Origin of the sequence: Pseudonocardia sp. DR1-2, assembly GCF_023717215.1 — a bacterium.
Classification (GTDB): domain Bacteria; phylum Actinomycetota; class Actinomycetes; order Mycobacteriales; family Pseudonocardiaceae; genus Pseudonocardia; species Pseudonocardia alni.
This window is the reverse complement of the sequence record NZ_JAMQOF010000001.1, coordinates 781,025-801,226: the sequence shown is the minus strand read 5'-3', so window position 1 is coordinate 801,226 and position 20,202 is coordinate 781,025. Positions and strand designations below refer to the sequence as shown.

Here is a 20,202-nt window from a genome sequence, read left to right as displayed (position 1 = left end):
CGGCCGCCCGCCGGGTCAGGCCGGGGCCCCCGCCAGGGCGCGCAGGCCGGCGTCGAACACGGCCATGGCCTCGTCCACCAGCTGGGTCAGCGACGGCGAGCGCGGGTCCGTGCCGTGGTCGCCCAGCCAGTGCTGCACCGCGACGCGCAGCCCGGTCACCGCGGCGGCCGCGGCGAGGGTCGGGTAGAGGTCGCGGGCCGGGTCGGACCCGGTCCGGGCGACGACGGCGTCGGCCAGCGCCCGCTCCTGGGCGGCGAACGCGGCCATCTGGTGCGCGACGATCGTCGGGTGCCCCCGCAGCGCCCGCAGTGCCTGCACCCGGTCGAGGTAGCCGGGGTCGGTGACCACGGCGCGCAGCGCGTGCCGCAGCGACTCGGTGACCGGCTCGTCGTCGGGGCGGGCGGCGAACGCGGTCAGCAGGGTGTCCGCCGACGACGCGTAGCCCGCGACGACCGCCTCCTCCTTCGAGGTGAAGTAGTTGAAGAAGGTGCGGGGCGCGACGTCGGCGGCGTCGGCGATCTGCTCGACGGTCACCGCGTCCGGGCCGTGCGTGCTGCACAGCCGCAGTGCGGCGCCGGCGAGCGCGGCCCGGGTGGCGGCCTTCTTGCGCTCGCGACGCCCGGGGGCGGCCTGCTCAGCCACGGTCGGCCCCCGTCCGCTCGCGCTCGGGCGCCTCGATGACCGAGACGAGCTCGTGCCGGCCCGGATGTCCGTCGGCGGTGCGTGTGGTGCCGTCGGCGGGTGTGCCGGCCGACAGGTCGACGTCGAGTCGGAGCCCGTCCGCGCCGACGGTCACCCGGCGCGCGGCCGGACGGCCCTCCCAGCGGTACACGGTGGACACGATGCCGGTGGCGACGCAGATCCGGTAGTGCCCGTCGGCGTCGGCGCGGGTGCGGCCGAGCTCGTCGCCGGTGCTGTCGAGGACGGTCAGCACGGCGCCGCCCGCCGGGGCGCCGTCGGCCCGCACGAACCCGTGCAGCACCGGACCGGTCGGCGGGGCCGGGGTGGTGGCCGGGGCACCGGCCGCAGGGTCGGCGGGCTTGGCGATGTCGAGGGTGTCGCGCAGCGGGACCTCGCGCAGGGCCAGGATCGCCAGCAGGGCCAGGAAGGCCAGCGGCGCGGCCACCAGGAAGATCATCGAGGTGGCGTGGCCGTAGGACTCCATGACGATCGAGCGCACCGGCTCGGGCAGGTCGGCCAGGTGCGGCACCTGCCCGCCGCCGACGGCCGCCCCGCCGTCGACGCCGGCGTCGGCCAGCCCGGCCGCGGTCCGGGACCCGACCACGGAGGCGAGCAGCGCGCCCAGCCCCGCGACGCCGGCCGAGCCGCCGAGCGAGCGGAAGAACGTCACCGTGGAGCTCGCGGCGCCCATGTGCCGCAGCGCGACGGTGTTCTGCACGGCGAGCACGAGGTTCTGCTGCGTGGTGCCGACGCCGATGCCGACCAGTGCCATCGCGACCGCGACCAGCCAGTACGGCGCGGTCGAGGAGATGACCGCCGCCCCGAGCGCCAGGCCCGCGGTCAGCGAGACCGCGCCGCCGACGAGGTAGCGCTTCCAGACGCCGGTGCGGGTGATCAGCTGGCCGGCCACGTTCGACGCGCCGAACATGCCGACGATCATGGGCAGGGTGAGCAGTCCGGCCTCGGTGGCGCTGGCGCCCCGGGCGAGCTGGAAGTACTGGGACAGGAAGATGGTGGAGCCGAACATCGCGACGCCGACGAACAGGCTCGCGACGGTGGCGAGCACGACGGTGCGGTCGCGGAACAGGAACGGCGGCACGACCGGGTCCTTGGCCCGTCGCTCGACGACGATCGCGCCCACCAGCAGCACCAGGCCGGCGCCGATCAGGCCGAACGAGGTCGGCGAGGCCCAGCCGAACTGCTTGCCGGCCAGCGAGGTCCACAGCAGCAGCGCCGACACCGCGGCGGCGATGAGGGTGGCGCCCAGGTAGTCGATGCTGGGGCGCTCGCCGTCGGCGCGGACGGGGGTGGGCACGTTCAGGGTGCGCTGCAGCACGAGCAGTGAGAGCGCGGCCAGCGGGACGCCGACGAAGAAGCACCAGCGCCAGCCCAGCGGGGAGTCGACGATGATGCCGCCGAGCAGCGGACCTCCGACGACGGCGATCGACATGATCCCCGAGAGGTAGCCCATGTAGCGGCCGCGCTCGCGCGGGGTGATGATCGCCGCGATCACGACCTGGGTCAGCGCCTGCAGCCCGCCCATGCCGAGGCCCTGCAGCACCCGGAAGCCGATGAGCTGCCCGGTGGAGACCGCCAGCCCGCAGAGCAGCGAGCCGATCAGGAAGATCCCGATCGCGGCCTGGACCAGCAGCTTCTTGGAGTAGAGGTCGGCGAGCTTGCCCCAGATCGGGGTCGAGGCCGTCATCGCCAGCAGTGACGCCGAGACCACCCACGTGTACTCGGCCTGGGTCCCGCCGAGGTCGCCCAGGATCCGGGGCAGCGCGTTCGACACGATCGTGCTGGACAGCACGCCGACGAACAGCGCCATCAGCAGGCCGGTCAGGGGGAGCAGTACGTCGCGGCGGTGGGCCGCGGCCTCCTCGGGGGTGCGCACGGGGCGGGTAGTTGACGTCACGCAACGAGTCTGGCCCAAAGATGCAGACTGTGCAACTTTGCCGAACGTGCGTCGGCGCACACCGTGCACCGATGCGGCGCGGCGGCCGGCTCAGCCGCGGCGGGGGAGCACGACGGTGACGGTGCTGCCCCGGTCCGGCGCGCTGCGGACCTCCAGGGTCCCGCCGGCGTCGGCCACCGCGCGGCGGACGAGCAGCAGCCCGATGTGGCCGGGCGCCGGGCCGCGGGCGGGGTCGAAACCGGTGCCGTCGTCGGTCACGGTGAGCCGGGCCCGGCCGGCCGCGACGTGCAGGCCGACCTCGACGGTGCGGGCACGGGCGTGCGCGCGGGCGTTGCGCAGCAGCTCCGAGGCGACGCGGTGCAGCAGGACCGCGCCGCGGTCGTCGAGTGTCCCGGCGGGGTCCCCGGTCGTGACGACTGCCGCGGGCGGGTCGCCGCCGGCGGCGAGCGCGGCCAGCGCGGCGGGCAGACCGGCGGCGTCGACGTCGGCCGGGTGCAGGGCGTCGAGCACCGACCGGATCCGGACGACGCCGTCGCCGACCGTGGCCCGGGCCCGGTCCAGCAGCTCGGGCCGGGCCGGGGCGAGGTCGAGCATCAGCCCGGCGCCGGCCAGGGTCGGCAGCACGTCGTCGTGCAGGCGGCGGGCCAGGTCGCGGCGGGCGAGCTCGCCGGCGGCCAGCCCGTACAGGGCGGCGTCGCGGCGCTCGGTCCGCTCGCGCTCGCGCCGCCGCGCCAGCGCCACCGACAGCGGCAGGACCGCGGCCGCGACGAGCAGCATCCCGGCCACCGCGGGTGGCAGCAGCAGCCCCACGGCGTGCGCGGTGGCCCCGTCGACGTCGACCGGGACGTAGACCTCCAGCCGGGCCGGGCGCCCGGCACCGTCGGTGAAACCGAGGAAGACCTCGCGGAGCCCGTCGCCGTGCTCGTAGCGGTGCTCGCCGTCGTCGGGGACGGGGAGCACCACCGCGGCGCCGCCGTCGAGCCGGGCGGCGAGGACGGGATCGAACCGGCGGGTCAGACCCTCGATGCGGGCCTCGTCGGAGAACACCAGCCGCGCCGTCGGGCCCTCGACCAGCCACACCTTGACCCGGCTGACCATCCCGGTCGCCCGGAACGGCGCGAGGTCCGCCAGCAGCCGTTCGCGCCCGGCGGTCCCGGCGGTGGCGAGGTCGCGGTCGGCCAGGCCGACGACGACGGCCGTCGCCACCCGTCGCGACACCTCCTCGGCGCGCCGCTCGGCCTCGGCGTGGGCCAGCCACCAGACCCCGGCGGCGACCAGCGCACACACCAGCGCGACCGCGGCGGCGGTGACGACCGCGTGCCGCGCCAGGGTGCGGGCCAGCAGCCGCCGGTCCGGACCGGCGACGACGTCCGGGCCCGCGGTACCGGGTGCGCTCACGGCACGGGCTGCCCGGCGGCCCGGGGGACCGGCTCGCCCCCGGGGTCCAGGGCGACGAGCCCGAGCCGCTCGGCGGCGACGACGGCCTCCAGCTGCGAGCGGGCGCCGAGCTTGCCGAGCAGCGCGCGGACGTGGTCGCGCACGGTGTGCGGCGACAGCCGGTGCGCCGCGGCGATCCGGGTGACGTCGTGGCCCCCGGCCAGCCCGCGCAGCACGTCGAGCTCGCGTGGGGTCAGCCGCGGCAGGGTCGCCCCGGTCGCTTCGGACGCCGCGGCGGACGGGTGCGCGGTGCCGCCCGCGGCGACCGTCCGCACGGCGGCGACGATCCCCGCCAGCGGGGTCTGCTTGCCCAGGAACCCGGCCGCGCCCGCCTCGAGGGCCTCGCGGGCCGGACCGGGCCGCGGGTGCGCGGTGAGCACCAGGGCGCGGGCCCCGGCGGCGTGGACGTCGCCGAGCAGGGTCAGGCCGCCCCCGGGCAGGCGCACGTCGAGGACCACGACCTGCGGCGCCCGCCGGGGGTCCCCGCCGGCCAGGGCGGCCCGGGCGGCCGCCGCGTCGTGCGCGACGCCGACGACCTCCGCGTCACCGTGGACGGCGAGGCCGAGCGCGAGCAGGTCGGTGTACGACCGGTGGTCGTCGACCAGCAGCACCCGCAGCACCTGCGCGCACCCCCTCAATTCTCGGGAGATCAGGACGTCCTCGCCAGAGGTTAGCCTCCCCTCGCTCGAAAAGGGACCGACCCGGCGAACCGGGCGGATCCCCCATGCACCCCGGAGGACCACGTGACCCCATCGACGACCCGACCGACCCGGCGCGGCGTGCTCACCGGCACCGTCCTGGCCGCCGCCCTGCTCGTGGCCGGCTGCGGCGGTGCCCCGGCCGACCCGGCCCCGGCGGCGGGCGACGGGCCGCGCACCCTGACCCTGTACTCGGGGCGGGAGGAGGACCTGGTCGGCCCGCTGCTGGCGCAGTTCCAGCAGCAGTCGGGGATCACCGTCGACACCCGCTACGGCTCGACCACCGAGCTCGCCGCGCAGCTCGCCGAGGAGGGCGCCGCGACCCCCGCCCAGGTGTTCCTCTCCCAGGACGCCGGCGCGCTGGGCGCGCTGGCCGGGGCGGGCGCCTTCGCGCCGCTGCCCGAGGAGGTGCGCGGCGCGGTCACCGCGCCCTACACCGCCACCGACGGCACCTGGACCGGGCTGACCGGCCGGGTCCGGGTCGCGGCCTACAACACCCGGGTGCCCGAGGCCGAGGTCCCCGCCGACGTCACCGAGCTCACCGACCCGCGCTGGCGCGGCCGGGTCGGCATCGCCCCGACCAACGCCTCGTTCCAGGCCTTCGTCACCGCGCTGCGCGTCCAGGAGGGCGACGACGCCGCCCGCGCGTTCCTGGAGGGACTGCGCGCCAACGAGGTACAGGTCTTCCCGCGCAACACCGCGATCCTGGAGGCCGTGGACAGCGGCGTCGTCGACGTCGGGCTCATCAACCACTACTACGTCGCCGCCGCCGAGACCCCGCCCGCGAACACCGCGCTGAAGTTCGGCGCGCCCGGCACCGCCAGCGCGCTGGTGAACGTCACCGGCGCCGGGGTCCTCGCCGGGGCCGCGGAGTCCACCGAGGCCCGGGAGCTGCTCCGGTTCCTGGTGTCGCCGCAGGCCCAGGAGTACTTCGCCCGCGAGACCGGCGAGTACCCGCTGGTGGCGGGCGTCGCCGGGCCCGCGGGGATGCCCGCGCTGGCCGACCTGCGGGCGCCGCGGCTCGACCTGGCCGACCTGGAGGACCTCGACGGCACGACGCAGCTCATGACACAGGTCGGGCTGCTCTGACCGTGCTGCTGCGCCGGTCCCCGCCCCGCACCGCGCCGGCCGGCCCGCCGGCCCCGGTGCGGCGCCGGCGACGACCACCCCGTGCCCTGCTGGGCGCGGCGGTGGTCGTCGCCGCGTGCGCCGCGCTGCCCCTGGTGTGGCTCGTCGTCCGGGTCGCGGGCGCCGACCCCGGGCGGGTCGCCGCGCTGCTCGCGCGCGAACGGACGCTCACCCTGGCGCTGAACTCGGCGGTGCTGGTCGCCGTCGTCGGCGCCGGCTGCCTGCTGCTGGGCCTCGCCACCGCGACGGCGCTGGTCCGCGTGCGGCTGCCCCGACCCGGGCTGTGGTGGGTGCTGGCCGCGCTGCCGCTGGCCGTGCCGTCCTACCTGCTCGCGTTCGCGGTGCTCGCGGTCCGGCCCGAGGCCCGCGGTCTCGGCCCGCTGGCCGTCGTGCTGGTGCTGGCCTGCACGCCGTACGTGACGCTGCCCGCGGCCGCCGCCCTGCGCGCCGCCGACACCGGGCCGGAGGACGCCGCCCGCACCCTCGGCCTCGGCCCGGTGAGCGCGTTCTGCCGGGTCACGCTTCCGCAGGCGCTGCCCGCCGCGCTGGCCGGGACGCTGCTCGCGGCGCTGTACACCCTCGCCGACTTCGGGGCGCCCGCGCTGCTGCGCTACGAGTCGTTCACCTGGGCGGTGCAGGCCGCCTACGAGGGGACCGTCGACCGGACCGGCGCGGCGGTGACCGCGCTGGTCCTGGCCGCCGCGACGCTCGGCCTGGTCGCGGCCGAGCGGGCCGCCCGGCGCCGCTTCACCGGGGCCAGGGCGGGCACCGCGCCGACCGCGGCCGCACCGGTGCGGCTGCGCCCGGCCGCCGGCGCCGCGGTCGTCGCCGGTCTGGGCGCGGTCGCGGCGGTGACGCTGGTCGGGCCGCCCGCCGTGCTGGTCGGCCGGGTCGTCGCCGCCGGCGGGGTGGACGCCGACCTGCCGCGGCTGGCCGTCGCGGCGGGGTGGACGCTGCTGCTGTCCGGCGCGGCCGCGCTGCTGGCGGTGGCGATGGCGCTGCCGGTCGGGGTGCTCGCGGCCCGGTACCGGTCCCGCGCGGTCGCCGCGACCGAGTCGGTGGCCTACCTCGGGCAGGGGCTGCCGGGGGTCGTCGTCGGGCTGGCCCTGGTGTTCCTGTCCCTCGTGCTGGTCCCGGCGCTCTACCAGACCGCGGCGGTGCTGGTGTTCGGGTACGCGATCCTGTTCCTGCCCAAGGCGCTCGGTGCGACCCGCGCGGCGGTCGAGCGGGTGCCGGTCGAGGCCGAGGAGGTCGCCCGCACCCTCGGCCGGACGCCGTGGTCGACCTGGTGGTCGGTGACGGCGCCGCAGGCCGCGCCCGGGGTGGCCGCCGGCGGGCTGCTCGTGGCGGTGACGGCGATGAAGGAGCTCCCGGCGACGCTCATGCTGCGCCCGACCGGGATCGACACCCTGGCCACCCGGTTGTGGTCGCAGACCTCGCTCGGGGCCTTCGGCGCGGCCGCCCCCGCGGCGCTGGCGCTGCTGCTGCTGGCGTGCGTCCCCGCGGCGCTGCTGGTCCGGGCCACCGCGGGCGGGCCGGGAGGAGAGCGATGAGGACCGGGTTGTCGGTGCGCGGGGTGCGGGCGGGCTACGGCCGGGACCCGGTGCTGCACGGGATCGACCTCGACGTCGCGCCGGGTGAGCTGGTGTCGGTGCTCGGCGCGTCGGGCAGCGGGAAGACGACGCTGCTGCGGGTGGTCGCCGGGCTGCACCGGCCCGCGGCCGGGACGGTGCACCTCGACGGCGACGACGTCACCGCCGTCGCGCCGGAGCGGCGCCGGGTCGGGCTCGTCCCGCAGGAGGGGGCGCTGTTCGCGCACCTGACCGTGGCCGGCAACGTCGGGTTCGGGCTGCGTCGCGGGCCCGGCCGGCGCCCGGCCGCCGCCGCGCGCGGGCGCGTCGCGGAGCTGCTGGCGCTGGTCGGCCTGACCGCCGAGGCCGACCGGCTGCCACACGCCCTGTCCGGCGGGGAGCGCCGCCGGGTCGCCCTGGCCCGGGCACTTGCGCCGGACCCCCGGGTGGTGCTGCTCGACGAGCCGTTCTCCGCGCTCGACGCCGGGCTGCGCGAGCAGGTCCGCGGGGAGGTCGTCGCGGCGCTGCGGGCCGCGGACGCCACCGGGGTGCTCATCACCCACGACCGGCGGGAGGCGCTGGCGGTCAGCGACCGCGTCGCCGTTCTGCACGACGGCCGCCTGGAGCAGACCGCACCGCCGCGCGAGCTCTACGCCGCCCCCGCCTCGGCCCGGGTCGCCGGCTTCGTCGGCGACGCGGTGCTGCTGCCCGCCCGGGTGGCGGACGGCACGGTCACGACCGCGCTGGGCGCCGCACCCTGCCGCACCGCGGACGTCCCGGCGGCACCGCTGGTGGCGGTGCTGCGCCCCGAGGAGCTGGAGCTGGCCGGCGCCGACGGTCCCGGCGCGCCCGCCCGGGTCGGCACCGTCGACTTCGTCGGCGACGCCGTGCTGGTCACCGTGCTGCTCGACGGACGGGTCCCGGACCGGGGCACCGTGGTGCGGGTGCGGGCCGGGACGGACCGGGTGCCGCACCCCGGCGACCGGTGCCGCGTGCGGTCGCGGGGTGCCGTGCACGTCGTGCCCGCCGTCCCGGGACCCCGCTGAGCGGGACCCCGGGGCCGGGCTCAGGCGGCGGCCGGCTCGTCCGGCCGGGCGGCCAGCTTCGCCAGCCGCTTCTCGGTCGGCCAGCGGACGTTCCACGCCCACCCGAGCTTCTCGAACAGCCGGATCGTCCCGGCCGAGATGTCGATCTCGCCGCGGCCGACGCCGTGCCGGGCCGAGGTGGGGTCGGCGTGGTGCAGGTTGTGCCAGGACTCGCCCATGCTCGGGACGGCGAGCAGCCAGACGTTGGTGGAGCGGTCCCGGGCCCGGTACGGCCGCTCACCGACGAGGTGGCAGATCGAGTTGGTCGACCACGCGACGTGGTGCGACACCGCGACCCGGACCAGCCCGGCCCAGAAGAACGCGGTGAACGCGCCCCACCAGGACCAGGTCAGCAGGCCGCCGACGACGCCGGGCCCGAACACGGAAAGGATCGTCAGGACGGTGAAGCCGCGGTGGACCCGGTCGATGTCGGGGTCGGCGAGCAGGTCCGGGGCGAAGCGGCGCTGGTCGGTCAGCGACCGGTCGAAGATCCAGCCCATGTGGGCGTGCCAGAAGCCGCGGACCAGCGCGGCGGGGGAGGTGCCGTAGCGCCACGGCGAGTGCGGGTCGCCCTCGGCGTCGGCGTAGGCGTGGTGACGGCGGTGGTCGGCCACCCAGTGCCGGACCGGCCCCTGGACGGCGAGGCTGCCCGCGACGGCGAGCGCGATCCTCAGGGGCCGGTTCGCGGTGAACGACCCGTGGGTGAAGTAGCGGTGGAAACCGACGGTCACCCCCAGCATGGACACGACGTAGAGGCCGAGTGCGAGGCCGGCGTCGAGCCAGGTCAGACCCCAGCCCCATGCGAGCGGGACCGCGGCGACGAGCGCGACCGCCGGGACGATCGCGAACGCGTAGACGAACAGGTGCGGAACGGGATGCCGGAGCCGGTCGGAGAAGTCGGAGCGCGGCGCGGGCCGGGTGTCGGTCACACCCCCCGATGGTTCCGGCTCGCACCAGAACGGACAGTGGGGACAGCCCCCCTCACGCACCGTGAGTGGGGACTCCTCAGGCCGTGGCGGGCTGGGCGGCCTCCCGCAGCAGCGGCTTCACGCGCTCGCCGAACTTGGTGACGCCGTCGACGAAGTCGGGCCAGGTGAGCAGCGCCCCGTCGATGCCGGTGGTCGCGGCGATCTCGTCGAGCTGGGCCGCGACCCGCTCGTAGGAGCCCTTCACCACCGGCAGTGACAGGAACGCCATGTTCCCCTCCGAGGCGGGGCGCTCCAGCGACGCCAGCAGCTGGGCCGAGGTGCCGTCCGGGTTGGTGTCCAGCGACGCCCCGGTGGTCATGTAGCTGATGGCCTCGAGGTCGGCGTTCTCGACGATGTGCGCGCACAGCCGGTCGGCCTCGTCGTCGGTCTCCTCGGCGATGATGCAGTACAGCGCGTAGGTGCCGACGTCGCGGCCCGCCTCGTCGCCGAGCCGGCGCACCCCGGCGGCGATGTCCCCGACCTTCGAGCGCTCGGCCATGATGAAGTTCCGGTCGCCGTGCTCGGCGGTGAACGCCTGGCCCGCCGGCGACTGGCCCGCGCAGACGATCGTCGGGGTGTGCAGCGGCTTGGGGCGCATGTCGGCGTCGTCGAAGGAGAAGAACTCGCCGGAGAAGGTCGCGGTCCCCTCGCTCCACAGCGCGCGCAGCGCCCGGACGTACTCGGCGGCGTAGGCGTAGCGGCGTTCGAAGTACTCGTCGCCGGGCCACAGCCCCATCTGCGTGTACTCGGGCTTGTTCCAGCCGGTCACGATGTTGAGCCCGCAGCGTCCGCCGGAGATCTCGTCGATCGTCGCGACCATCCGGGCGGCCATGATCGGGTGGGTGGCCAGCGTGGTCACCGACGGGTAGAGCCCGATCCGCTCGGTCACCGCGGCGAGCCCGCCGAACAGGGTGAACGACTCCAGGCACTCGCCCCAGAAGTCGCTCGGCCCGCCCGCCCCGCGGTGCTTCATCATCGAGAGCACGAAGTCGAGGCCCTGGCGCTCGGCCTCCTGGGTGATCGCCACGTTGTGGGCGAAGCTCGGCCGGTACTGCGGGCTGCCGGTGGACAGGATGTAGCCGTTGGTCGCGTTCGGGATGAAGACGCCGTAGTGCACTCAGACCTCCGGGGTGGACAGCTGTGTGACGGTGCTGGGCAGGTCGGCGACGTCGGCGTACTTGGCGTCGAGGTCGGCCAGGTTGCGGGCGTGGACGCCGGCGTCGCGGTCGGCGCAGGCGTCGTCGACGACGACCGGGCGGAACCCGGCGGCGAGCGCGTCGGTGGCGGTGGCGCGGACGCAGCCCGACGTCGACACCCCCGTGACGACGACGGTGTCGACCCCGCGGGCCCGCAGCGTCGCGGCGAGCGAGGTCCCGGCGAAGGCGGACGCGTGCTGCTTGGCCAGCAGCGCCTCGCCCGGCGCCGGGTCGAGGACGAGCCGGCCCCAGTCCCCGGGGGCGCCCTCGGCGAAGCAGGACAGGGCGGGGACCTTCGCGGCGAAGAACCCGGCGTCGGCGAGGTCGGCGGCGTAGCGCACGACGGTCCAGACGACCGGGTGCCCGCCCGCGCGGGCCGCGGCGACCACGGCGTCGCAGCCGCCGGTGACGCGCTCCGCGGTGGCGGCGTCCCCGAGGAAGAAGGGCCCGTCCGGCTCGGTGTAGGCGGCCACGAGGTCCACCACGACGACGGCCGGTGCCGCGCCCCAGCCGACCCGGCCCGAGAACGGCGCACCGTGCGGTCCCGCCCCGGCCCCGGTCACCGGCGGTCCCCGGTCATCACGGCGCGGGCGTTGGCGATGTGGCTGACCATCACCGCGGAGGCCCAGCCGCCGTCGCCGGCGCGCAGTGCGGCGACGATCTCGGCGTGGTGGGCGAGGCTGCGGGCCAGCGACGCCGCGTCGTAGGTGTGGAAGGTGCGCAGCACGACCGGGGCGTGCACGACGCCGGCCAGCGCGGAGGCGAGCGCGGGGGTGTCGGCGATCTCGAGCAGCCGGGCGTGGAACCGCCGGTTCAGGGCGACCAGGGCGTCGAGGTCCTGCCCGGGGCCGGGGCCGCCGACGGCGAGCATGCGGCCGGCGAGGTCGTCGAGCTCGTCGAGGTCGGCGGCGGTCGCGCGGGCGGCGGCCAGCGCGGTGGCCCGCGGCTCCAGCGCGGTGCGGACCCCGAAGATGTCGTCGAGGTCGGCCTCGGAGAACGTGGCGACCCGCGCACCGCGGTGCGGGTGCAGCTCGACCAGCCCCTCCGCGGCGAGCCGGGACAGCGCCTCGCGGACCGGGGTGCGCGACACCCCGAGGCGGTCGGCGAGCTCGACCTCGCCCAGGTGGGCGCCCGCGGCCAGCGCGCCGGTGAGGATCTCCTCGCGCAGCGCAGCCTGGGCGCGCTCGGAGGCGCGCCGGGGGGTCGTGTCGACCATCGTCACCTCCGGCGTCGGGCTGTATGCAACCTACGAGTGCCGCCGGTCACGCACAAGGCTCCACCTGTTGTTACGTCCGGATGACGGGCAGAGTGGACGACACACGTGTACACAATCCAGCTCGACGAAGGGACCCCGCCGTGGCCGACCTCCTCAGCCGACCCGGGAACCGCCGGGCGCGCCTGCGTGCCCTGCTCGACGCCGGCACCCCGGTGCTCGCCCCCGGCGCCTACGACGCGCTGTCCGCGCGGCTGGTCGAGCAGGCCGGGTTCGACGTCGTCTACATGACCGGGTTCGGGACGACGGCCGGGCTCCTCGGCCGGCCCGACGTCGGCCTGCTCGGGGGTGCGGAGATGGCCGCGCATGCGGGCAGGCTGGCCGACGCCGTCGACCTGCCGCTGATCGCCGACGCGGACACCGGCTACGGCAATCCGCTCAACGTCATCCGCACGGTCCGCGACTACGAGCGGGCCGGGGTCGCCGCGCTGCACCTGGAGGACCAGGTCATGCCCAAGCGGTGCGGGCACCTCGCGGGCAAGCAGGTGGTGCCCGCCGCGGAGATGGCCGCGAAGGTGCGGGCCGCCGTCGACGCCCGCACCGACCCGGACCTGCTGGTGATCGCGCGGACCGACGCCGCCGCCGTCGACGGGCTGGACGCGGCGATCGACCGGGCCCGCCGGTTCGCCGACGCCGGCGCCGACCTGCTGTTCGTGGAGGCGCCGACGTCCGAGCGCGACATCGAGACCGTCGCGACCGCGCTGGCCGGGCACCGGCTGGTGTTCAACTGGGCCGAGGGCGGCCGCACCCCGCCGCTGTCGCGCGACCGGCTCGCCGAGCTCGGGTTCGCCCTGGTCCTGTTCCCCGTGGGCACCCTGCTCGCGGCGACGGCCGGGATGCGGGAGCTGCTGGAGCGGCTGCGGGCCGAGGGCACCCCGGCGTCGCTGATCGACCGGCTCGGCGGCCTCGACGCGTTCGCCGAGCTCGCCGGGATCGGGGAGGTCCGTGAGCTGGAGCAGCGTTACCGCGCGGAGGGGGAGTGAGAGTTCCCGGTCGCCCCGCGCCGTACACGTCCCGCTACGGAAGGGTTGGCGATACACGGTCAGGAGTGGCGGGTCGATATGTCGTCCACCACACTCAGGAGAGATGACCTTGCCGACCTGCGGACGTCGACCGGAACGGGCGGGCGGGCAGGGTCCCGGAATCGCCCCAGGCGGTGGATCGTGCAGCAGAACACTCCCCGGCTCCGCATCTGCGAACGATGCTGGTCGTCGGTCGCGGACGGCTCGGTCTGTCGGATCTTCCGGCACTCCGACCCCGCGACCCCGCTGGAGAGGCCCGCCTTCTCCTACCGGCACCTCGACGGTGACCCGGCGTGCAGCGGGGCGCAGCAGCCCGAGCTGGAGACGGGGTGGGCCGCGTGAGCGCACCCCCCGTGCCGGGACGCGCGCTGCGCCCGGTCCCCGCGCCGGTGCCCGCCGCCCGGACCGCGTTGTCGCCGGTCGACCCGCTGCCGGTGTCGTCGGGTGACCTGGAGCGGCTGCGCGAGAACCTCGGACGCGTGCTGGCCGGTCTGCGCTGGCCCGCCCACCGCTGGCAGGTCCTCGCCGAGGCCGAGGCGTGGGGGGTGAGCGGCGTGGTCCGCCAGCAGCTCCTCCCGCTGCCCGACGGGCGGTACCCGTCGTTCGAGGCCGTCGTCGAGGTGCTCACGGCCGCGGCGCGTGGCCGGCTGCGCCCGGTGCCGGTCCGGCCCGCGATCGGCGCGGACCGGCTGCACCCCGCCGAGCGGGCCGGTGTCCCGCCGCGCGTGCCGCGTGCCCACGGCAGGCCCGCACCCGCGCCGGGGCACCGCCCGGCCTGACCTCCGACGGGGCCGTGCGACCGCCCCGGACGGTGGTGGGTGGGGCCGAGTCGGCCGGGGTCGGCGGTCCCGAATCCGCCGGCCCCGGCCGGGGCGACCACCCGTCCGCTCCCCAGCGACGGGTGGTGGGTCCTCGGGGTGCGTGGCCCGCGACGAGGCGGGTGCGTGCCGGTGGCTCACGCGAGGTGATGTATATCACGCGGAACGGCCGGATTGGTCCGGTTTCCCCGAACCGGGCGACGGTATCGATCAAGCCCTCCGTGCGCGTGTAGACCCCGGAGCACCGGGAAGGCCGCGCGTATCCGGGCCCGGGCGGGCCCGGCGCGGCGAGGAGGCGGACGTGGCGGGGCAGACGGCGATCGGACTGGCGGTCGAGACGGCGGGACCGGGGGTGCGGCTGGTCCGGGTGTCCGGGCGGCTGGACCGTGCGGGGGTGGAGGCGCTGGCGCGGATGCTCGACGCGCAGGCGCGGTGCGGCCGGACCCCGGGTCACGTCGTCGTCGACCTCTCCGGGGTCAACGCCTTCGACGGGCCCGCCACCGAGCGGCTCGGTGCGGTCGTCGCCCGCTCGCGTGCCGACGGCGTGCGGCTGCACCTGGCCGGGTGCGGCGGCCGGGCGGAGCTGCTGCCGCTGCGCGCCCGCCAGGTCCTGCAGCGCTGCAGCGCCTTCCCCTCCGCCGAGGTCGCCGTCCGGACGCTGACCGCGGCCCGTGCCGACACCGCCGGTGGAACCGGGACCGTGCCCGGGCCGCGCCGGGCCGGCGACGACCGCACGGGTGGCAGGCCGGTCTCGGCCGGTACCTGACCCCGACCGGCCCCGGGCCGTCAGCCCGCCGCGTCGAGGGCGCGGCGCACGGCGGCCGCGCCGTCCTCGTCGAGCTCGCCCCAGCACCGCAGCCGGGACAGCCCGCCGTCGGGGAACACGTCCAGACGCAGGTGGGTGGCCGGTGCGGCGCCGGGCAGCAGGAAACGGTGCCGGGTGTCGGGCTGCACCCGCTCGCGGTCGCGCAGCACGGTCCACGACCCGCCGGTGCGCTCGTCGCGGGTGCTGATCGAGACCCAGCCCGGCGCGTTCCCGACGAACCAGGTCGTGTCGACCTCCACGTGCCGCGGGACCCCGCCCGCGGCGAGCGCGAACTCGACCCAGTCGTTGCCGCCGTCGCGGCGCCGCGCGTTCTCCCAGCCCTCGCCCATGTGCCGCGCCTTCCCGGGCAGCAGCAGGTTGCCGGGGGAGGAGTAGAACTCGTCGGAGCAGCCGGTGACGTGCCCGCCGTTCTCCGCCGCGAGCAGGTCCACGGTGCCCTCGAGGAACCGCGGGTCGGGCAGCACCCGGCCGAGCACCCGGAACCGGGCGATCCCGCCGTCCGGGTGCATGATCAGCCGCAGGTGGGTGGCCCGGCGGGTGTCGGTCACCGGATAGACGTTGGCGGTGTGCCCGGCGCACGCCGAGCGCGGCACGATCTCGTGCCAGGGCGCCTTCTCCAGCTCGTCGGGGGAGGGGTGGCCGTCGACGGCGGTCGCCTCGACGGCGATCTCCGGCGGGTAGTTGCCCTTGAACCAGGAGGTGTCGACGACGACGTGGTCCACCACGCCCGGCGCGCCCAGGCGGACCAGGGCCCAGTCGTGGCCGGGCTCGCGGCGGCGCCGGGTCTCCCAGCCGTCGTAGACCTTGCCCTTCAGACCGAACTCGTCGGGGTCGAAGCGCGGCGGGGCGGCGGTGATGAGGTTCTCGCGCTGGGCGAAGAACTCGTCGTTCGCGGCGACGACCGAGCCGCCGAGCGCGCGGGAGGCGAGGTCGATGAGCGAGGGGTCGGTCACGGTCTGCTCCTGATCATCGGGCGGGTGGGGGACGGGTGGTCGGTGGCGATCCGGGCGCCGAGCAGACGCAGCAGCTCGGCGGCGCGGTCGACCGCGTCGCGGTGGTCGAGGGCGGTGTCGGTGAGGGCGTAGGTCGCGACGAAACCCGCGGCCCGCAGTGCGGCCGGGCCGAGGGTCACCTGCCCGGCGACGGCGACGACCGGGGTCCCGGCCGCGCGGGCGGCGGCGGCGACCCCGGCCGGGGCCTTGCCGTGCAGGGTCTGGGCGTCCAGCCTGCCCTCCCCGGTGACGACGAGACCGGCGCCGGCCAGCTCGTCGCCGAAGCCGGTCAGCTCCAGGACCGTACCGACACCGGGTGCGACGCGCGCCCCGCAGACGGCGGTCAGCGCGAGCCCCGCCCCGCCCGCGGCACCGGCGCCGCGCGCCGCGGCGAGCGCGTCGGCGTCGGTGCCGGTGGCGGCGGCGAGCACCCGTACCCAGCGGGCCAGCGCGTCGTCGAGCGCGGCGACCCCGGCGGCGTCGGCGCCCTTCTGCGGGCCGTAGACGGCCGCGGCGCCGTGCGGGCCGAGCAGCGGGTTGTCGACGTCGGCGGCGAGCCGGACCCGCACGGCCGGGTCCCGCAGCCGTGGGTGCAGCCCGGCCAGGTCGAGCCGGTCGGCCCGGGCCAGCGCCGCGCCGCCCCGCCCGACCTCGGCGCCACCGGCGTCCAGGACCCGGGCGCCGAGCCCGCGCAGCAGCCCGGCGCCGCCGTCGGTGGTGGCACTGCCCCCGAGCCCGACGACGACGTCGGTGCACCCGGCGTCGAGCACCGCGGCGAGCACGGTGCCGAGCCCCTCGGTGCCCGCGCCGCCCGGGGCGCGCTCCCCGCCGGGCAGGACCGCGAGCCCGGCCGTCGAGGCCAGCTCCACCAGCGCGGACACGCCGTCGCGGGCCCAGACGGCCGTCAGCGGAGCCCCGGTGGGGCCGGTCGTGGCGGTCGTGACCGGCTCCCACCCGGCGGCGAGAGCCGCGGCGACGGTGCCCTCGCCGCCGTCGGCGACCGGGCAGCGGCGCACCGGACGGCCCGGGTCGACGTCGGCGATCCCGGCCGCGAGCGCGTCGGCGACGGCGGCGGCGTCCAGCGAGCCCTTGAACTTGTCCGGGGCCAGCAGGATCGCGCTCACCGGCGGTGGGCCAGCGCGGTGGGGGCGTCGGCGGGGGTCTCGGCGAGGTCCTCGAACTCGGTGACGGCGTCGATCTCGGTGCCCATCGCGATGTTCGTGACCCGCTCCAGCACCACTTCGACCACGACGGGCACCTTGTGCTCCGAGGCCAGCTGCGACGCCCGGCGCAGGGTCGTGGCGATCTCGTCGGGCTCGGTGACCCGCAGCCCCACGCAGCCCAGCCCCTCCGCGACGCGGACGTGGTCGACGCCGTAGCCCTTGGGCAGCCCGGTCAGCTCCTCGTCGGCGTGCATGTTGTCGAAGGCCAGGGAGACCTGGAAGTCCATGTCGAACGCGCGCTGTGCCTGCCGGATCAGGCCCAGGTAGGAGTTGTTGACCACGACGTGCACATAGGGCAGTCCGAACTGGGCGCCGACCGCGAGCTCCTCCAGCATGAACTGGAAGTCGTAGTCGCCCGAGAGCGCGACGACCGGGGTCGACGGGTCGGCGACGACGGCGCCCAGCGCGGCCGGGATGGTCCAGCCGAGCGGTCCGGCCTGACCGCAGTTGACCCAGTGCCGGGGCCGGTAGACGTGCAGGAACTGGCCGGCCGCGATCTGGGACAGCCCGATCGTCGTCACGTAGCGGGTCTCCGGGCCGAAGACCCGGTTCATCTCCTGGTACACCCGCTGCGGCTTGATGGGGACGCAGCCGAAGTCGGTGCGCCGCAGCAGCGTCGCCTTCCGCTCGCGGCACGACTCCGCCCACGCGCTGCGGTCCGGCAGCGTCCCGGCGTCGCGGCGGCGGCGGGCCTCGGCCAGCAGGACGCGCAGCGCGGCCCCGGCGTCGGAGACCACGCCGTAGTCGGGGGCGAACACCCGCCCGATCTGGGTGGGCTCGATGTCGACGTGCACGAACCGGCGCCCGCGCCGGTAGGTGTCCAGCCCACCGGTGTGCCGGTTGGCCCAGCGGTTCCCGATCCCGACGACGACGTCGGAGGCCAGGAAGGTGGCGTTGCCGTAGCGGTGCGCGGTCTGCAGCCCGACCATCCCCGCGGCGAGCGGGTGGTCGTCGGGGATCGTGCCCCAGCCCATCAGGGTCGGCACGACCGGGACGCCGAGGATCTCGGCCAGCTCGACGAGCTCGGCGGAGGCGTCGGCGTTGACGATGCCGCCGCCCGCGACGATCAGCGGCCGTTCGCCCTCGGCGAGCAGGTCCAGCACCCGCGACGCCTGCGGGCCGGTCATCGCGGGGCGGTGCACCGGCAGCGGGGCGTAGGTGTCGGGGTCGAAGTCGATGACGGTCTGCTGCACGTCGATCGGCAGGTCGATCAGCACGGGACCGGGCCGGCCGGACCGCATGAGGTGGAACGCCTGGGCGAACGCGCCCGGCACCTGCGCGGCCTCGCGCACGGTCATCGCCATCTTGGTGACCGGTGCCGCGATGGCCGCGATGTCGACGGCCTGGAAGTCCTCCTTGTGCAGCCGCGCGACCGGCGCCTGCCCGGTGATCGCCAGGATCGGGATCGAGTCCGCCGACGCCGAGTACAGCCCGGTCACCATGTCGGTGCCCGCCGGGCCGGAGGTGCCGATGCAGACGCCGATGTTCCCCGGGCGCGCGCGGGTGAAGCCCTCGGCCATGTGCGAGGCGCCCTCGACGTGGCGGGCCAGGACGTGGCCGATCGTGCCGCGGGCGCGCATCGCGGCGTAGAAGGGGTTGATCGCCGCACCCGGCACGCCGAACGCCTGCGTGGCACCCTCGGCCTCCAGGATGCGGACGGCGGCCTCGGCCGCGGTCATCCGGGTCATGACGACTCCCCGTTCAGGCGGCGGACGGTGCGGTGCAGGGCGGAGTGGTCGAGGCCGCCGTCCCCGGCGGCCCGGGTGGCGGCGACGAGCTGGGCGACGAGCGCGGCCACCGGGGCGACCACCCCGGCCTCGCGGGCGGAGTCGGCAACGATGCCCATGTCCTTGTGGTGCAGGTCGATCCGGAAGCCGGGGGCGTAGTCCCCGGCCAGCATCTTCGGGGCCTTCTGGTCGAGGACCTTCGAGCCGGCGAGCCCGCCGCCGAGCACACGGACGGCGGCGTCGAGGTCGGCGCCGTGCGCGCGCAGGAACTCGATCGCCTCGGCGAGCAGGGCGATGTTCCCGGCGACGATCAGCTGGTTCGCGGCCTTGACGGTCTGCCCGGCCCCGGACGGGCCGACGTGCACGACGGTGCTCCCGACGACGTCGAGCAGCGGGCGGGCGGCGGCCACGTCGGCCTCCTCCCCGCCGACCATGATCGACAGGGCGGCGTTCTCGGCGCCCGCCTGGCCGCCGGAGACCGGGGCGTCGAGCATCCGCAGGCCGCGCTCGGCCGCGCGGGCGGCGAGGTCACGGGCGACGTCGGGGCGGATCGTGGAGAAGTCCACCACCAGGGTGCCGGGCTCCGCGGTGTCGAACACGCCGCCGTCGCGCGTGCAGACGTCGACGACGTCGGGGGAGTCGGGCAGCATCAGCGCGACCACGTCGGCGCCGGTCACCGCCTCGGTGACCGTCGCGGCGGCCCGGCCTCCGTCGGCGGCGAGGGCCTCGGCCTTCCCCGTGCTTCGGTTGTGGCCGACGACGTCGTGCCCGGCTTTCACGAGGTGGCGGGCCATCGGGCCGCCCATGATCCCGAGGCCGACGAAGGCGATGGTGCTCATGCGGGGGCTCCTTCCCTGGTCAGCCAGCCGAACGGGTCGGCGGTGACGGGCTTGTACTCGAGGCTGACCGGGCCGTCGTAGCCGGCGGCGGCGACCCGGGCGAGCAGGTCGGCGATCGGCAGGTCCCCGGTGCCGGGTTCGCCGCGGCCGGGGGCGTCGGCGATCTGGACGTGGCCGATCCGGTCGGCGTGGCGGTCGATCGCGGCCGCGGGGTCGTCGCCGTTCACGGCGAGGTGGTAGACGTCGAGCAGCAGCCGCAGGTGCGGCGACCCGACCCGGTCGAGCACGGCGACGGCGTCGTCGGCGGTCTTCAGGGGGTAGGCGCCGACGCCGCTGACCGGTTCGAGCAGCGCGACGGCGCCGATGCGGGCGGCCGCGTCGGCGGCCAGTGCGAGGCTGCGGACGGCGGTCTCGTCCTGGACGCGCGGGTCCAGGTCGTCGCGCCGGTTGCCGTGGAGGGCGTTGAAGCCGAGCGTGCCGAGCCGCTCGCCGATGCCGACGGCGACGGCGACGTTGTCGGCGAACTCGCTCGCGCGGGCCGGGTCGGACAGGATGCCGCGCTCGCCCGCGGGCATGTCGCCCGCGGTGAAGTTGAGCCCGGTGAGGGTGACGCCGGCGTCGGCGACGGCGGTGACGAAGGCGTCGACCTCGTGGTCGCCGGGCACGGAGTCGGTGAACGGCCACCAGAACTCGACGGCGTCGAAGCCGGCCGCCGCGGCGGCCGCGGGCCGGTCGAGCAGCGGCAGGTCGGGGAACACGATGGAGCAGTTGACGGTGTAGCGCACTTCAGGGGCCTCCTCGGT

20 protein-coding genes are annotated in these 20,202 nt (G+C 76.6%); 7 read left to right on the top strand and 13 right to left on the bottom strand.

The genetic code is table 11. The annotated features are described in order from the left end of the window. Window positions 1-15: 15 nt before the first annotated feature. The 4 genes from ND486_RS03725 to ND486_RS03710 all read right to left on the bottom strand — a co-directional run bounded on the left by ND486_RS03725 (window position 16) and on the right by ND486_RS03710 (window position 4,653). Window positions 16-642: a TetR/AcrR family transcriptional regulator gene (locus tag ND486_RS03725; protein ID WP_062394636.1), complete on the bottom strand. Its 627-nt coding sequence runs from the start codon at window positions 640-642 to the stop codon at window positions 16-18. Next, entirely contained in the window at window positions 635-2,596 is a 1,962-nt protein-coding gene (locus ND486_RS03720) for an MFS transporter (protein WP_251782825.1), read from the bottom strand. Before ND486_RS03720 ends, ND486_RS03725 begins: the two co-directional genes overlap by 8 nt. A gap of 90 nt (window positions 2,597-2,686) precedes the next feature. Then, window positions 2,687-3,994, bottom strand: coding sequence for an ATP-binding protein (locus ND486_RS29545; RefSeq protein WP_251782824.1), 1,308 nt, complete (start codon window positions 3,992-3,994; stop codon window positions 2,687-2,689). Then, window positions 3,991-4,653 carry a response regulator transcription factor gene (locus ND486_RS03710; RefSeq protein WP_251782823.1) on the bottom strand — a complete coding sequence of 221 codons (663 nt, stop codon included), beginning with the start codon at window positions 4,651-4,653 and terminating at the stop codon, window positions 3,991-3,993. The genes ND486_RS29545 and ND486_RS03710 overlap by 4 nt, the downstream gene beginning before the upstream one ends. Window positions 4,654-4,776: 123 nt before the next feature. Here ND486_RS03710 and ND486_RS03705 point away from each other — a divergent pair, with 123 nt between their 5' ends. The 3 genes from ND486_RS03705 to ND486_RS03695 are packed head-to-tail and all read left to right on the top strand — an operon-like array spanning window position 4,777 to window position 8,476. Further along, window positions 4,777-5,820 carry an extracellular solute-binding protein gene (locus ND486_RS03705; protein WP_251782822.1) on the top strand — a complete coding sequence of 348 codons (1,044 nt, stop codon included), beginning with the start codon at window positions 4,777-4,779 and terminating at the stop codon, window positions 5,818-5,820. Window positions 5,821-5,822: 2 nt separating this feature from the next. Beyond that, window positions 5,823-7,412, top strand: coding sequence for an ABC transporter permease subunit (locus ND486_RS03700; RefSeq protein ID WP_251782821.1), 1,590 nt, complete (start codon window positions 5,823-5,825; stop codon window positions 7,410-7,412). Then, window positions 7,409-8,476, top strand: coding sequence for an ABC transporter ATP-binding protein (locus ND486_RS03695; protein ID WP_251782820.1), 1,068 nt, complete (start codon window positions 7,409-7,411; stop codon window positions 8,474-8,476). Before ND486_RS03700 ends, ND486_RS03695 begins: the two co-directional genes overlap by 4 nt. A 20-nt stretch (window positions 8,477-8,496) precedes the next feature. Here the strand turns inward: ND486_RS03695 and ND486_RS03690 are convergent, their stop codons facing one another. The 4 genes from ND486_RS03690 to ND486_RS03675 form a co-directional block, all read right to left on the bottom strand. After that, complete coding sequence (locus tag ND486_RS03690) at window positions 8,497-9,444, bottom strand: acyl-CoA desaturase (RefSeq protein ID WP_374231371.1); 948 nt, start codon at window positions 9,442-9,444, stop codon at window positions 8,497-8,499. A gap of 76 nt (window positions 9,445-9,520) precedes the next feature. Further along, on the bottom strand, window positions 9,521-10,600 hold the full coding sequence (locus ND486_RS03685) for an LLM class flavin-dependent oxidoreductase (protein WP_208823614.1): 1,080 nt from the start codon (window positions 10,598-10,600) through the stop codon (window positions 9,521-9,523). Then, window positions 10,601-11,242, bottom strand: coding sequence for an isochorismatase family protein (locus tag ND486_RS03680; RefSeq protein ID WP_251782819.1), 642 nt, complete (start codon window positions 11,240-11,242; stop codon window positions 10,601-10,603). It lies immediately after the preceding gene. Further along, the gene (locus ND486_RS03675; RefSeq protein ID WP_062402948.1) at window positions 11,239-11,895 is read right to left on the bottom strand and encodes a GntR family transcriptional regulator; all 657 of its coding nucleotides are present in this window, start codon (window positions 11,893-11,895) and stop codon (window positions 11,239-11,241) included. The genes ND486_RS03680 and ND486_RS03675 overlap by 4 nt, the downstream gene beginning before the upstream one ends. Before the next feature lie 140 nt (window positions 11,896-12,035). On the opposite strand from ND486_RS03675, the gene ND486_RS03670 reads away from it, so the two are divergent. From ND486_RS03670 to ND486_RS03655, 4 genes are all read left to right on the top strand, one after another. After that, window positions 12,036-12,935 carry an oxaloacetate decarboxylase gene (locus ND486_RS03670; protein ID WP_100877903.1) on the top strand — a complete coding sequence of 300 codons (900 nt, stop codon included), beginning with the start codon at window positions 12,036-12,038 and terminating at the stop codon, window positions 12,933-12,935. Window positions 12,936-13,115: 180 nt separating this feature from the next. After that, on the top strand, window positions 13,116-13,316 hold the full coding sequence (locus tag ND486_RS03665; RefSeq protein ID WP_062394657.1) for a hypothetical protein: 201 nt from the start codon (window positions 13,116-13,118) through the stop codon (window positions 13,314-13,316). Continuing rightward, window positions 13,313-13,753, top strand: a complete 441-nt coding sequence (locus ND486_RS03660) for a hypothetical protein (RefSeq protein ID WP_251782818.1) — start codon at window positions 13,313-13,315, stop codon at window positions 13,751-13,753. The genes ND486_RS03665 and ND486_RS03660 overlap by 4 nt, the downstream gene beginning before the upstream one ends. Before the next feature lie 340 nt (window positions 13,754-14,093). After that, complete coding sequence (locus tag ND486_RS03655) at window positions 14,094-14,558, top strand: sodium-independent anion transporter (protein WP_167379054.1); 465 nt, start codon at window positions 14,094-14,096, stop codon at window positions 14,556-14,558. A 20-nt stretch (window positions 14,559-14,578) separates the two neighbouring features. Here ND486_RS03655 and alc read toward each other — a convergent pair whose 3' ends face one another. From alc to ND486_RS03630, 5 genes are read right to left on the bottom strand one after another with little or no spacing between them, the layout of a single operon-like run. Next, the gene (gene alc / locus ND486_RS03650) at window positions 14,579-15,571 is read right to left on the bottom strand and encodes an allantoicase (protein WP_251782817.1); all 993 of its coding nucleotides are present in this window, start codon (window positions 15,569-15,571) and stop codon (window positions 14,579-14,581) included. After that, a complete protein-coding gene (locus ND486_RS03645; protein WP_251782816.1) occupies window positions 15,568-16,734 on the bottom strand; it encodes a glycerate kinase in 1,167 nt (388 codons plus the stop codon). The genes alc and ND486_RS03645 overlap by 4 nt, the downstream gene beginning before the upstream one ends. Continuing rightward, window positions 16,731-18,521: a glyoxylate carboligase gene (gene gcl / locus ND486_RS03640; protein ID WP_251782815.1), complete on the bottom strand. Its 1,791-nt coding sequence runs from the start codon at window positions 18,519-18,521 to the stop codon at window positions 16,731-16,733. The genes ND486_RS03645 and gcl overlap by 4 nt, the downstream gene beginning before the upstream one ends. Beyond that, window positions 18,518-19,399, bottom strand: coding sequence for an NAD(P)-dependent oxidoreductase (locus ND486_RS03635; protein ID WP_251782814.1), 882 nt, complete (start codon window positions 19,397-19,399; stop codon window positions 18,518-18,520). Before ND486_RS03635 ends, gcl begins: the two co-directional genes overlap by 4 nt. Beyond that, entirely contained in the window at window positions 19,396-20,184 is a 789-nt protein-coding gene (locus ND486_RS03630) for a TIM barrel protein (RefSeq protein ID WP_251782813.1), read from the bottom strand. The genes ND486_RS03635 and ND486_RS03630 overlap by 4 nt, the downstream gene beginning before the upstream one ends. Window positions 20,185-20,202 lie beyond the last annotated feature (18 nt).